The 13,595-nt window shown below is 59.8% G+C and carries 11 protein-coding genes, 1 tRNA gene and 1 pseudogene; 12 read left to right on the top strand and 1 reads right to left on the bottom strand.

The features are described from left to right. The first annotated feature begins 8 nt into the window (after nucleotides 1–8). From Q8K09_RS18220 to Q8K09_RS21360, 12 genes and pseudogenes are all read left to right on the top strand, one after another. A complete protein-coding gene (locus Q8K09_RS18220; protein ID WP_305256401.1) occupies nucleotides 9–1,427 on the top strand; it encodes an N-acetylmuramoyl-L-alanine amidase in 1,419 nt (472 codons plus the stop codon). Next, nucleotides 1,424–3,295 carry a DNA mismatch repair endonuclease MutL gene (gene mutL, locus Q8K09_RS18215; protein ID WP_305256399.1) on the top strand — a complete coding sequence of 624 codons (1,872 nt, stop codon included), beginning with the start codon at nucleotides 1,424–1,426 and terminating at the stop codon, nucleotides 3,293–3,295. Before Q8K09_RS18220 ends, mutL begins: the two co-directional genes overlap by 4 nt. A gap of 155 nt (nucleotides 3,296–3,450) precedes the next feature. Next, a complete protein-coding gene (gene miaA, locus Q8K09_RS18210; RefSeq protein ID WP_305256398.1) occupies nucleotides 3,451–4,425 on the top strand; it encodes a tRNA (adenosine(37)-N6)-dimethylallyltransferase MiaA in 975 nt (324 codons plus the stop codon). Between the two features lie 101 nt (nucleotides 4,426–4,526). Continuing rightward, nucleotides 4,527–4,787 carry an RNA chaperone Hfq gene (gene hfq, locus Q8K09_RS18205; protein WP_305256397.1) on the top strand — a complete coding sequence of 87 codons (261 nt, stop codon included), beginning with the start codon at nucleotides 4,527–4,529 and terminating at the stop codon, nucleotides 4,785–4,787. Between the two features lie 14 nt (nucleotides 4,788–4,801). Beyond that, nucleotides 4,802–6,103 (top strand): ribosome rescue GTPase HflX, encoded by a 1,302-nt coding sequence (gene hflX / locus Q8K09_RS18200; protein ID WP_305256396.1) that lies wholly within the window; start codon nucleotides 4,802–4,804, stop codon nucleotides 6,101–6,103. 96 nt (nucleotides 6,104–6,199) lie between these two features. Beyond that, nucleotides 6,200–7,354 (top strand): FtsH protease activity modulator HflK, encoded by a 1,155-nt coding sequence (hflK, locus tag Q8K09_RS18195; RefSeq protein ID WP_305256395.1) that lies wholly within the window; start codon nucleotides 6,200–6,202, stop codon nucleotides 7,352–7,354. Continuing rightward, nucleotides 7,354–8,223 carry a protease modulator HflC gene (hflC, locus tag Q8K09_RS18190; protein WP_305256394.1) on the top strand — a complete coding sequence of 290 codons (870 nt, stop codon included), beginning with the start codon at nucleotides 7,354–7,356 and terminating at the stop codon, nucleotides 8,221–8,223. The genes hflK and hflC overlap by 1 nt, the downstream gene beginning before the upstream one ends. Nucleotides 8,224–8,329: 106 nt before the next feature. Then, complete coding sequence (locus Q8K09_RS18185) at nucleotides 8,330–8,515, top strand: DUF2065 family protein (RefSeq protein ID WP_305256393.1); 186 nt, start codon at nucleotides 8,330–8,332, stop codon at nucleotides 8,513–8,515. Between the two features lie 37 nt (nucleotides 8,516–8,552). Beyond that, nucleotides 8,553–9,740 (top strand): ATP phosphoribosyltransferase regulatory subunit, encoded by a 1,188-nt coding sequence (locus Q8K09_RS18180; protein WP_305256392.1) that lies wholly within the window; start codon nucleotides 8,553–8,555, stop codon nucleotides 9,738–9,740. A gap of 156 nt (nucleotides 9,741–9,896) precedes the next feature. Next, nucleotides 9,897–11,192, top strand: coding sequence for an adenylosuccinate synthase (locus tag Q8K09_RS18175; protein ID WP_305256391.1), 1,296 nt, complete (start codon nucleotides 9,897–9,899; stop codon nucleotides 11,190–11,192). A 136-nt stretch (nucleotides 11,193–11,328) separates the two neighbouring features. Next, nucleotides 11,329–12,396, top strand: a pseudogene (locus tag Q8K09_RS21365) (HAMP domain-containing protein); the annotation flags it as partial. Continuing rightward, complete coding sequence (locus Q8K09_RS21360; protein ID WP_370869572.1) at nucleotides 12,370–13,254, top strand: methyl-accepting chemotaxis protein; 885 nt, start codon at nucleotides 12,370–12,372, stop codon at nucleotides 13,252–13,254. The pseudogene Q8K09_RS21365 and the gene Q8K09_RS21360, both read left to right, overlap by 27 nt. Nucleotides 13,255–13,455: 201 nt before the next feature. Here the strand turns inward: Q8K09_RS21360 and Q8K09_RS18165 are convergent. Beyond that, a tRNA-Leu gene (locus Q8K09_RS18165) sits at nucleotides 13,456–13,542 on the bottom strand. Nucleotides 13,543–13,595 lie beyond the last annotated feature (53 nt).

Here is a 13,595-nt window from a genome sequence, read left to right as displayed (position 1 = left end):
GGTTGGGTATGCGCATAGGCGCGCGTTTCATCGCGGTTGGAGTGGTACTGGCGGTGCTGGCTGTCGAGGTTTTTGCCGCTTCGGATGTGCGCAGCGTAAGGCTGTGGCGGGCGCCGGACAACACCCGGTTGGTCTTCGATCTGTCTGGTCCCGTGCAGCATAGTGTCTTTACCCTTACTGCGCCGAATCGCATCGTCATAGATCTCCGCGGCGCCAAGTTGGCGACCCAGTTCGGCAATCTGGCATTGAGCAATACGCCGATTACCGGCATGCGCTCGGCGCAACGCACGGCTGACGATTTGCGGGTAGTGATTGATTTGTCATCGCAGGTTACGCCCAAGAGCTTCATGCTGGCGCCCAATCAGCAATACGGCCACCGCCTGGTTGTTGATTTGTTCGACCATGAGGGCGGCGCTGCCCCGAGCTTGCCAATAACCCAGGTGGCCAGTGCGCCGCCGGTCCCGGTCACGCCAACTCGGACGCCGCCCAAGTTGACGCCCGTGCCCAGTGGCAAGCGCGATATCGTCATCGCCATTGACGCCGGCCACGGTGGCGAAGACCCGGGTGCGCTTTCGCCCGTCAAGGGCCAGTATGAAAAGCATGTGACCCTGTCTATTTCGAAGGAGTTGCAGCGCCAGATCAATGCGGAGAAGGGCTTTCGTGCTGAATTGGTGCGCACCGGCGATTACTTCATCCCGCTGCGCAGGCGCGCCGACATTGCGCGCAAGAAAGGCGCCGATCTGTTCGTCTCGATTCATGCAGATGCAGCGCCGCGTGCATCGGCCTTTGGCGCCTCGGTGTATGCCCTGTCGGATCGCGGCGCTACGTCGGAGACTGCGCGTTGGTTGGCCGACGCAGAGAACCAGTCGGATCTGATTGGCGGTGCTGGCAATGTCAGCCTTGATGATAAGGACAAGATGCTTGCTGGGGTGCTGCTCGACCTTTCGATGACCGCTTCGCTGTCGTCCAGTCTGAATGTCGGCAACAAGGTGCTGAGCAATATGGGTCGCATTACCCCACTGCATAAGCGTCGGGTCGAGCAGGCTGGCTTCATGGTGCTCAAATCGCCGGATATGCCGTCGATCCTGGTTGAGACCGGGTTTATTTCCAACCCCAATGAAGCGCGCAAACTGGCCAGTGCCAGCCACCAGCAGGCGCTGGCACGCTCTATCGTGACCGGCGTTCGGCAGTTCTTTCAGGAGAACCCGCCGCCCGGCAGCTATGTCGCCTGGCAGCGCGATAACGGCAAAATTGTCCAGGGGCCGCGCGAGCATGTAGTCAGCTCCGGCGAGAGCCTGGCCCTGATCGCACTGCGTTATCAGGTCAGTCTTGGCGCCCTGCGCAGTGCCAATGCGCTTCGTTCCGACGTGATCAAGGTCGGCCAGGTGCTGCAAGTTCCCACCACGGCTCTGGCGGCTCAGCCATGAATAGTGATGTGCGTATCCAGCTCTTGAGTCCGCGCCTGGCCAACCAGATCGCTGCAGGCGAGGTGGTTGAGCGGCCGGCTTCGGTGATCAAGGAGTTGCTTGAGAACAGCCTGGATTCCGGTGCTCGACGTATTGAAGTGGATGTCGAGCAAGGCGGGGTCAAGCTGCTGCGGGTGCGTGACGACGGCAGTGGCATCGCCGCTGACGATTTGCCGCTGGCATTGGCCCGACACGCCACCAGTAAGATCCGTGAGCTTGAAGACCTTGAGCAGGTGATGAGCCTGGGCTTTCGTGGTGAGGCTCTGGCCTCGATCAGCTCGGTTGCGCGACTGACCCTGACCTCGCGTACGGCCGATGCCGAGCAGGCCTGGCAGGTGGAAACCGAAGGGCGCGACATGCAGCCGCGCGTGCAGCCCGCCGCGCACCCGGTCGGGACTTCGGTGGAAGTGCGCGACCTGTTCTTTAATACGCCGGCGCGGCGCAAGTTCCTCAAGGCAGAGAAAACCGAATTCGATCACCTGCAGGAGGTCATCAAGCGCCTGGCACTGGCGCGCTTCGATGTGGCTTTCCACTTGCGCCATAACGGCAAGACCGTGCTTGGGCTACATGAAGCCAATGACGACGTCAGTCGTGCGCGGCGGGTGGCCTCGGTCTGCGGTGCGGCTTTTCTCGAGCAGGCGCTGCCCGTCGAGATCGAGCGCAATGGCCTGCGCCTGTGGGGCTGGGTCGGCTTGCCGACGTTCTCGCGCAGTTCGGCGGACCTGCAGTATTTCTACGTCAACGGGCGCACGGTGCGCGACAAGCTGGTTGCTCATGCGGTTCGGCAAGCCTACCGTGACGTACTATTCAATGGCCGTCATCCGACGTTTGTGCTGTTTCTTGAAATCGACCCCTCGGTCGTCGATGTCAACGTGCACCCAACCAAGCACGAAGTGCGCTTTCGCGATGGGCGCATGGTTCATGATTTTCTCTACGGCACCTTGCACCGTGCGTTGGGCGATGTGCGTCCCGAAGATCAGTTGGCCGCGCCGGCAGCGGTAACCGGCATGCTGGCGCCGACTGGGCAGGCGGCGGGTGAGTTCGGCCCGCAGGGCGAAATTGGCCTGGCTGCCAGCTTGCTTGAGCCTGCGCCGAGCGAGTCGGTCTGGCGCTCGCCAGGCGCCGGTTACCAAGGGCAGCGGTCGCAGTCCGGGGTGCCCGCTGCCGAAGCGCAGGGCGCCTACCGCGAGTATTTTGCGCCACTGAATGTGGTGCCAGCGAGTCTGCCCGAGGCCCAGGGCGACGTGCCGCCGCTCGGTTACGCCATCGCCCAGCTCAAGGGCGTGTATATCCTTGCCGAAAATGTGAAAGGCCTGGTGCTGGTTGATATGCACGCGGCGCATGAACGGATCACCTATGAACGACTGAAGGTCGCCATGGCCAGCGAAGGCTTGCGCGGCCAGCCATTGCTGGTGCCTGAATCGCTGGCGGTGAGTCAGCGCGAGGCGGATTGCGCCGAAGAGCATGGCGCCTGGTTTCAGCGGCTGGGCTTTGAATTGCAGCGTCTGGGGCCGGAAAGCCTGGCTATTCGGCAGATTCCCGCGCTGCTCAAGCAGGCCGAAGCCAATCGTTTGGTGGCGGATGTGCTGACCGATTTACTCGAGTACGGCACCAGTGACCGGATTCAGGCGCATCTCAACGAGCTGCTGGGCACCATGGCCTGCCACGGTTCGGTACGGGCCAATCGACGTTTGAGCCTGCCGGAAATGAACGCTCTGCTGCGCGATATGGAGCACACCGAGCGCAGCGGTCAATGCAACCATGGCCGGCCGACCTGGACCCAGATGGGCATGGACGATCTGGACAAGTTGTTCTTGCGTGGCCGCTGACCGAGTCGCGGGCGGTCGACGTTTGCGCTGCACTGAGAACGTGTGAGCCGGCCTCCTTCAACTGTTCGCTACTGGCGTTGCGCAATGCCGCGAGCGCCTGAAGGCAGTCTCGCGGGCTCGCGCGATATTTTCACAACCCTTGAGACGTATTGACGATGTCCGAACGCCTGCCGCCGGCAATTTTCCTGATGGGGCCTACCGCCGCCGGCAAGACCGATCTGGCCCTCGAGCTGGCGCGGGTGTTGCCGTGCGAGTTGATTAGTGTCGATTCGGCCTTGATCTATCGCGGTATGGACATAGGCACCGCGAAGCCCGATAAAGCCACGCTCGCTGAGTTCCCGCATCGGCTGATCGACATTCGCGACCCAGCCGAAAGCTACTCGGCCGCCGAGTTTCGTGCCGACGCGCTGGCGGCGATGGCCGAGATAAGTTCGCGTGGGCGCATACCGTTGCTGGTCGGTGGGACCATGCTCTATTTCAAAGCGCTGCTCGAGGGGTTGGCCGATATGCCGGGTGCTGATCCGCACGTGCGCGCCGAGCTGGAAGCGCGTGCTCTGGTCGAAGGCTGGGATGCACTGCACCGCGAGTTGCAGTCAGTCGATCCCGAGTCCGCGGCGCGCATCCATCCCAATGACCCGCAGCGCCTGGTTCGGGCGCTGGAGGTCTATCGCGTCAGCGGTCTGAGCATGACCGGGCATCGCCAGCGCCAGGCGGCGCAAAATCGTGTCATGGGTGAGTCTGGGGCTGGGCAACTCCCCTATACTGTTGCGCACATCGCCATTGCCCCGGCGCAGCGCCAGATGCTGCATGGGCGAATTGCACAACGATTTCAGTTGATGCTGGAACAGGGCTTTGTCGACGAGGTCGAACGTCTGCGGCAGAGAAGTGACCTGCATCCGGGATTACCGTCTATACGAGCGGTGGGGTATCGCCAGGTGTGGGATTATCTGGAAGGTAACTTGAGTGAGGCGCAGATGCGTGAGCGTGGCATTATCGCTACGCGTCAGCTGGCCAAAAGGCAGTTTACCTGGTTGCGCAGCTGGGCTGATTTACACTGGTTGGACAGTCTGGCTTGTGACAATCTGCCGCGCGCCTTGAAATACCTGGCGCCGGCCTCCATATTGACCTGAGATTACGTTATTGACCGTCTATCCTTGGGGTGTGCCGGCTCGAAACTGTTTTTTTGTTTACTAAAACTATTAATTATTGAATTTTCAAAGGAGTGTGACACATGTCAAAAGGGCATTCGCTACAAGACCCTTACCTCAATACCCTGCGTAAGGAACGCGTCCCGGTTTCCATTTATCTGGTTAACGGCATCAAGCTGCAAGGCCAGATCGAGTCTTTCGACCAGTTCGTGATTTTGCTGAAAAATACTGTCAGCCAGATGGTCTACAAGCACGCCATTTCCACTGTGGTGCCAAGCCGTCCGGTGCGTTTGCCGAGCGTTTCCGAGGCTGAGCTGGCCGAAGCCGAGCCGGGCAACGCCTGATCTAGGAGGTTGTATTGTTCTTCGAGCGTCATGAGGGGGGTGAGCGGGCTGTCCTGGTTCATCTGGATGGTCAGGATTCCGCGTCGCGCGAAGATCCGCAAGAGTTTCAGGAGCTGGCCATTTCGGCTGGCGCCGATACGGTTGCCTTTCTTAGCGTGCCGAGTAGCCGGCTGACCGCAAAGTATTTGATTGGCAGTGGCAAGGTCGAGGAGCTGCGCGACCAGGTTAAAACCCTCGGGGCGGATCTGGTGATCTTCAATCACGTCCTTACTCCCAGTCAGGAGCGCAACCTTGAGCGGGTTTTCGAGTGTCGAGTGCTGGACCGTACGGGCCTGATTCTCGATATTTTCGCTCAGCGCGCGCGTACTCACGAAGGCAAGTTGCAGGTTGAGTTGGCACAACTGGATCACCTGAGTACTCGTCTGGTTCGTGGTTGGACTCACCTGGAGCGGCAGAAGGGCGGTATCGGTCTGCGTGGTCCGGGTGAGACTCAGCTGGAAACTGACCGTCGCTTGTTGCGCGTACGCATTCGTCAGATCAAGCAGAAGCTTGAGAAGGTGCGCAGCCAGCGCGAGCAAGCCAGGCGTGGGCGCAAGCGCGCGGATATCCCTTCAGTGTCTTTGGTAGGTTATACCAACGCCGGTAAATCGACCCTGTTCAACGCCTTGACCGAGTCGGACGTTTACGCTGCCGATCAGTTGTTCGCCACCCTTGATCCAACCTTGCGCCGCTTGGAGTTGGACGATCTTGGGCCAATTGTATTGGCCGATACGGTGGGCTTTATCCGCCATCTGCCACACAAATTGGTCGAAGCTTTCCGGGCGACGCTCGAAGAGTCGAGTAATTCTGACTTGCTGCTGCATGTGATTGATGCGCACGAGCCTGAGCGTGATCAGCAGATTGAGCAGGTCATGGCGGTGCTTGGCGAGATCGGTGCGCACGAGTTGCCGATGCTCGAGGTATACAACAAGCTGGATTTGCTCGAAGGTGTTGAACCGCAAATTCAGCGCGATGCCGACGGCAAGCCGCAGCGGGTGTGGTTGTCTGCCCGTGACGGGCGAGGCCTGCCCTTGTTGAAGCAGGCTATTGCCGAATTGTTGGCTGATGATCTGTTTATCGCTACATTGCAGTTACCGCAGCACCTGGCGCGACTGCGTGCGCAATTCTTTGCTTTTGGTGCGGTGCAAAGCGAGGAACATGTCGAGGATGGCAGCAGTTTGTTGGCAGTACGCTTGCCGCGCATTGAGCTGAATCGACTGGTTACGCGGGCAGGTTTGAAGCCGTTGGAATTTATCGAGCAACACACTTTGCAATAAAGCCTGCCACAGTGGCTTTGCCGCTGATGGCTAGCATTCGGTAGCATGGGTCGGCGCGCCGTGGGCGCGTCTTTGCTTTATTAGATGGAGAGCGCTATGGCTTGGAATGAGCCGGGTGGCAACTCGAACAATCAGGATCCTTGGGGCGGCCGCAAAGGCGGTGATCGCAAGGGGCCGCCGGATCTCGACGAGGCCTTCCGCAAGCTGCAGGAAAGCCTCAACGGGCTGTTCGGTGGCGGTAAGAAACGTGGCAGCAGTGACGGTGCTGGTAAAGGCGGTGGCTTTGGTCTGTTGCTAATTGGCTTGGCCGTGCTCTCTGCTGTTTGGTTGTACAGCGCGATCTACGTGGTCGATGAGCAAGAGCAGGCTGTGGTACTGCGATTAGGCAAATACTACGAAACCGTAGGGCCGGGTCTGAATATTTACTTCCCGCCGATCGATCGTAAGTTCCAGGCGAACGTCACCCGCGAGCGTGCTTACAGCAAGCAGGGGCAGATGCTCACCGAGGACGAGAACATCATCGAAGTGCCGCTGACCGTGCAGTACAAGATCAGCAATCTGCAGGACTTCGTGCTCAACGTGGATCAGCCGGAAGTCAGCTTGCAGCACGCTACTGACAGCGCCGTGCGCCATGTCGTCGGCTCGACCGAGATGGACCAGGTGCTGACCGAAGGTCGCGAGCTGATGGCCAGTGAGGTCAAGGACCGCTTGCAGCGCTTCCTCGATACGTATCGCACCGGCATCAGTGTTACTCAGGTCAACTTGCAGAGTGCGGCAGCGCCGCGTGAAGTACAGGAAGCCTTTGATGACGTGATCCGTGCCCGTGAAGACGAGCAGCGCGAGAAGAATCAGGCTGAAACTTATGCTAACGGCGTGGTTCCAGAGGCGCGTGGTCAGGCCCAGCGTCTGATTGAGGATGCCAGTGGTTATCGCGAAGAAGTGGTTTCTCGCGCAACGGGTGAGGCGGATCGCTTCACTGCATTGGTAACCGAGTACCGCAAAGCGCCGGAAGTTACGCGTGAGCGTTTGTATCTGGACACCATGCAAGAGCTGATGAGCAATACCAGTAAGGTATTGGTGACTGGCGACAAGGGACAGAACAATCTGCTTTACCTGCCGCTGGACAAGATGATCGATGGTCGCAGCAGTGTGGGGTCGAGCTCCGTGTCGGGTGCGGGCGCCGCTGATGCGGGTTCGCGTATGAGTAATGACCCGCGCCAGGCTGAACTGCGTACAAGGGAGACCCGCTGATGAGCAATAAGTCGCTGATCGCCCTGATTGTTGGCGTAGTACTGGCGCTGGTTGCCTGGAACAGCTTCTATATAGTGGCGCAAACTGAGCGGGCGGTACTGCTGCAGTTCGGTCGTATAGTCCAGCCGGATGTGCAGCCGGGTCTGCATGTGAAGGTTCCCTACGTCAATCAGGTGCGCAAGTTTGATGCGCGTCTCCTGACGTTGGATTCCTCCAGTTCGCGTTTCCTTACCCTGGAAAAGAAAGCGTTGATGGTTGATGCCTTTGCCAAGTGGCGAGTGCTTGATGCTGAGCGCTACTACACGGCGACTTCGGGTATCAAGCAAATCGCCGATGAGCGTCTGTCGCGCCGTCTGGAGGCATCGCTGCGTGACCAGTTCGGTAAGCGCACGTTGCACGAGTCGGTATCCGGTGAGCGTGATGCGCTGATGGCGGATGTAACGGCTTCGCTGAATCGCGCTGCGCAACGTGAGTTGGGTATCGAGGTAGTGGATGTGCGCGTCAAGGCCATCGACCTGCCAAAAGAAGTTAACCGTAGCGTGTTCGACCGCATGAGTTCCGAGCGTGAGCGCGAGGCCCGTGAGCATCGTGCAAAAGGTAAGGAGCTGGCTGAAGGTATTCGCGCCGATGCAGATCGTCAGCGTCGAGTGTTGCTGGCTGATGCCTATCGCCAGGCTGAAGAGCTGCGCGGTAATGGTGATGCCCAGGCGGCAGCTATATACTCAAAGGCCTATAGCGAGGATCAAGAGTTCTACTCGTTCTATCGCAGCCTGAGAGCTTATCGCGAGAGCTTCGCGGACAAGCGTGATGTGCTGGTGCTCGATCCGAGCAGTGATTTCTTCCGTTACCTGGAAAAGTCCAAGCCTTAAACAGATCCCCGGCGGACGCTAGCCGTCCGTCGGGGTGACCGTTTAGAAAAACGTGGTATGATTCGGCAGCCGGGAAAATCCCGGCTTTTTTGCGTCTGTGGGTATCATGTGGCAGGAATTGGGCATTGCGTTTTGTCTATTGCTGGTCCTGGAAGGCATCCTGCCCTTCCTCTATCCACGCTTTTGGCGTGGGGCAGTCGCACAGCTTGCAAGGCTGTCGGATCTACGACTGCGACTGATGGGGCTGACCAGCATGTTGCTGGGTACAGCTCTCCTTTATCTGCTTCACTGAAGGCTTGTGCCGCCCGGTTCAAGAGGGGAATGGCGAAATGGCAACGGTAGACCGCTGGCTACTACCAGATGGCATCGAAGAAGTACTGCCGCCGGAAGCGGCGCGCATTGAAGTCGCGCGCCGTCAGGTGCTGGATCTGTTCCAGCGCTGGGGGTATGAATTTGTGGTGACGCCGCATATCGAATATCTGGAGTCGCTGCTTACTGGCGCCGGTAAGGATTTGGATTTGCGCACCTTCAAAGTGACCGACCCGCTGTCGGGACGGCAGATGGGTTTTCGCGCTGATATCACGCCGCAGGTGGCGCGTATTGACGCGCACACCTTGCGCCGCGAAGGGCCGAGCCGTCTTTGCTATGCCGGCAGCGTGGTGCATGCTCAACCGAGAGCGTTGACCACCTCGCGCAGCCCGATCCAATTGGGCGCCGAGTTGTATGGTGATGCCAGTCCGGCCAGTGATGTAGAGGTGATCAGCCTGCTGGTGGACACTCTGGAGTTGGCGCAGGTGCCCGATATCCACATCGATCTCGGTCATGTTGGTATTTACCGTGGCCTGGCGCGTGCTGCCGGCTTGTCGGGCGAGGTTGAGCAGCAATTGTTCGATGCGCTGCAGCGCAAGGCCATGGACGAGATTGTGCTGCTGACTGAGGCCTTGCCGGCTGCGCTGCGCAAAATGTTGCGTGCCTTGGCCGAGCTCTGTGGCGGCCGTGACGTGCTGGATTTGGCGCAGGCTTGTCTGGTCGAGGCGCCGGATGATGTGCACGCCGCGCTGGATGACTTGCTGGCTATTGCCGACGCGTTGAGTCTGCGTTACCCAGAGTTGCCCTTGTATTTCGATCTCGGTGAGCTGCGTGGCTATCGCTATCACACAGGCGTGGTATTTGCGGCCTTCGTGCCCGGTGTCGGCCAATCGATAGCCCAGGGTGGTCGATATGATGATATCGGCGCCGATTTCGGTCGGGCGCGTCCGGCGACGGGTTTTTCCACCGATCTGAAAACCCTGGTCAGTCTCGGACAGATGCCGCTCGGTGAGTTGCCTGCGGGCATCTGGGCGCCTGATCATCATGACGTGTACCTGTGGCGAGCGGTGCAGCGCCTGCGCGGTGAGGGCGAGCGTGTGGTGCAGGCCTTGCCTGGGCAGGCTTTGGCCGATGCTCGCGAGGTAGGCTGTGATCGTCAATTATTGCTGTGTGATGGTCGCTGGCAAGTAACGCCGCTGGCGGGTTGAGCAGGCAGGCAGGTTGGTCGGGCTGTATTGCGTTAATCGATCGCCTGACTGGCCAGACTTGGCTGCTGATCCTGGCAGGCCGTCCAAACTGGCCGTCCCACTATAGTTTCCGTCGGCTGCGGTCGACATCAAGTTTGCGTGAAGAGGACAAGTGTTATGGGTAAGAATGTCGTAGTCCTGGGCACCCAGTGGGGCGATGAGGGCAAGGGTAAGATCGTCGACCTGCTCACCGAACAGGCTGCAGCCGTCGTGCGCTATCAGGGTGGTCACAACGCTGGCCATACCCTGGTGATCGATGGCGAAAAAACCGTTCTGCACTTGATCCCTTCGGGCATCCTGCGCGAGAACGTCCAGTGCTTGATCGGTAACGGCGTAGTAGTAGCCCCCGACGCACTGATGCGTGAAATCATCAAGCTGGAAGGCAAGGGTGTGCCGGTGCGCGAGCGTCTGCGGATCAGTCCGTCCTGCCCGCTGATCCTTCCTTATCACGTGGCCCTGGATCAGGCTCGTGAGAAGGCTCGTGGCGATCTGAAGATCGGTACTACCGGTCGCGGTATCGGCCCGGCATACGAAGACAAGGTGGCGCGTCGCGGTCTGCGTATCGGCGACCTGTTCCATCGCGAACGTTTCGCCGCCAAGCTCGCTGAGTTGCTCGACTACCACAACTTCGTGCTGGTCAATTACTTCAAAGAGCCGGCCATCGACTTCCAGAAAACGCTGGATGAGTGCATGGAATACGCCGAGCTACTCAAGCCGATGATGGCCGACGTCACCGCAGTGCTGCACGAGATGCGCCGCGAGTCCAAGGACATCATGTTTGAGGGTGCCCAGGGTTCGCTGCTGGATATCGACCACGGTACTTATCCCTACGTCACCAGCTCCAATACCACCGCCGGCGGTATCGCCACGGGGTCGGGTTTTGGTCCGATGTACCTGGATTACATCCTGGGTATCACCAAGGCCTACACCACGCGTGTTGGTTCGGGGCCGTTTCCGACCGAACTGTTCGATGAGACCGGGGCTTTCCTCGCCAAGCGTGGCCATGAGTTCGGCTCCACCACCGGTCGTGCTCGTCGTTGCGGCTGGTTCGATGCAGTGATCCTGCGGCGCGCCATTGAAATCAATAGCATTTCCGGTCTGTGCCTGACCAAGCTCGATGTGCTGGATGGTCTCGAGACCATTCGCATCTGCGTCGGCTACAAGGATCAGTACGGCGAAGTGCTGGTCGACGCGCCGACCGATGCCGACAGCTATCTGGGTCTTCAGCCGGTATATGAAGACATGCCGGGCTGGAGTGAGTCGACCCTGGGCGCCAAGACCTTGGAAGAGTTGCCGGCCAGTGCGCGGGCCTACATCAAGCGTGTGGAAGAGCTGGTCGGTGCGCCGATCGATATCGTCTCTACTGGTCCAGACCGTAACGAGACCATCGTTCTGCGTCATCCGTTCGCCTAAGTGTCGTAGCTGTGTGTCAAAGGGTCGCCATGTGCGGCCCTTTGTCGTTTTAGGGCGGCGGCTTCAGCTTTGGCGCTTGTGGCCGATTACTGTTTATAAGCTGTTTTGATTCGAGAGGAGTGAGGCCTTGTCCGCCATGTTCGCGTTACTGCATAGCCGTTTGTTGCGTCCGGTATTCATTGCCTTGGGTGTCGCCATACTGGTGCAGGTATGCCTTGCCGTATGGTTGACCCACGCCACTGTGGGTGAGCTGGTTGCCGATCTGGCAACGCGCATGGAAGGCGATAGCCAGCGTTTGAGTGGTGAGCTGGGCGCCGCTGAGCGTGAAGTGGTGGAAAACCTGGCTGCGCTGTCGGTCAATACCCGCGAGGGTCTTGGTAAGGCGCTTTCCGGCCGGCTCCAGGCCGAGCAAGTGCAGTTGCGCGGCGTGCTCGAAGAGAATCTCAGGCAGTCAGGCGGCGCCATGGCGCAGTTGCTGGCCGGCGTCGCGCCCAAGGCCATCTGGGATGACGATGTCCCCGCACTGACGGCGTTTACGCGCATCGCTCAGCGCGATCCGGCGGTGCTGTTCGCCGTCTATTACGATGCGCAGGGCAAGCGCCTGACGCGCAATTTCAATCGCAGTGATGCACGAGTGCGCGCCTTGGTTGCGGCGGGCCAGGGTGATACACCGCTGGATAAGTTGGTCGAGGCCGCCTCGCGTGATCCGCAGGTGTACATGGTCGAAGTGGCCATTAATCCCATGGGGGCGCAGATCGGCAAGGTCCAGTTGGGTCTGTCCAGGGCTGCTGTTGAGGAGGAGCTGCAGGCGTTGGATCAGCGATTTTCCTCATTGGTAGACAATGCTGGTGAGCTGGTCGATGCCAGTCTGGCGGGTGCTGCAGGTGAAAGCACACAGGCGCTGCAGCGGCGCCTGGCAGAGGCAGAGCAGGCGGCCGAGGGTATGGCGCAGGGTAGTTTGAGTTCAGTTCGGGCGGCTGCCGAGAGCTTGCGTTGGCGGATTGCCGTGGGGCTCTCGGCGGTGGGTTTGTTGGCGCTTTTGGCTGTAGCGCTGGTTCTCGGTTGGCGTGTATTGAGTCGCTTGCAGTTGCTGATCGCAGCCTTGCAGGACTTGGCCGAGGGCGAGGGCGACCTGACTCGGCGGGTCGAGCTGGATAGTCGTGACGAGGTAGGTGACATGGCGGCCGCAGTCAATCGGTTTGTCGCCAGGTTGCAGCCCATTGTGCGCGAGGCGGGTGAGGTGGCGGTGCTCACCGGACGGGAGATTGGCAGTCTGGCGCTGCGCAGTGCCGCTGCTGAGGCTGCTACCGGGCGCCAGCGTGACGAGGTGGCAGCTAGCTTGCAGGCTCTGGCGCAGATGGCGGGTGAGGCTCAGGCAGAGAGTCAGGCCATGCAGGAAGCATTGCGCCGGGTTGCGGCGATTCGCCAGTCCACCCAGGATAACGCTGAGATTGCGGCGCGGGTCGGTGGGGCGATGGAGGTTCTGGTGTTGCGGGTCGGGGAGGGCGCGGCAGTGATCGAGCGACTTGCCAGGCAGAGCGAGCAGATCGAGGTTGTGCTCACGGTGATCCACGGTATCGCCGAGCAGACCAATCTGTTGGCCTTGAATGCCGCTATTGAGGCGGCCCGGGCTGGGGAGAGCGGTCGTGGTTTTGCCGTGGTGGCGGACGAGGTGCGTGCGCTGGCGAGTAAGACTCAGCAGTCAACCGGGGATATTCAGGCGCACATCGGTGCTTTGCAGAAGGGTGCGCGTGAAGCGGTAGGCGCTATCGGGCAGGCAAGTCAGCAGGCCGATCAGGGGTTGGCTGCTTTGCTGGAGAGCGCCAAAGTGCAGCAGTCCGTGCAAGGGGCGGTGGAGGAGGTGCATGGCGCCATCAATGCAGCGACTCAGGCAGCAGCGCATCAGGCTGAAGGCGCTGATGCGGTGCGAGGGCGGGTCGAGGTGATTCATGCGGAAGCTCAGCGTGCTGCCGAGGCGGTGGCTGCTACGGCTGACAGTGGGCGGGTGCTGGATGGTCTGGCCAAGCAACTGAAAGCCAGTCTGGGGCAGTTCCGCGTTTAGATATCGAGCGATACCTGTGCGTTTGGGTGTTGCAGGCGGGCTTGCTAAGCTCAGTGACGCCAGTTCTTGAGGGGCTGCTGGGCTTTAGCTGTGTGTTTTTGCCTCGTGAATGGCGGCGTGTAGCTGAGCAGGGTGAGTTGTTGCTTACGTTGCTAAATCGCAGGCAATAAAAAACCGAGCGCTTGGCTCGGTTTTTTGAATTGGTGCCCAGGAGAAGACTCGAACTTCCACGACCGTAAGGTCACCAGCACCTGAAGCTGGCGTGTCTACCAATTTCACCACCTGGGCATTTGTTGCTAACGTAACTTTTTACTATCAACTACAACTCGGTTAACATCGTT

This window comes from Pseudomonas sp. (genome assembly GCF_030683065.1).
Lineage (GTDB): Bacteria > Pseudomonadota > Gammaproteobacteria > Pseudomonadales > Pseudomonadaceae > Aquipseudomonas.
This window is presented reverse-complemented; position numbering and strand designations above follow the sequence as displayed.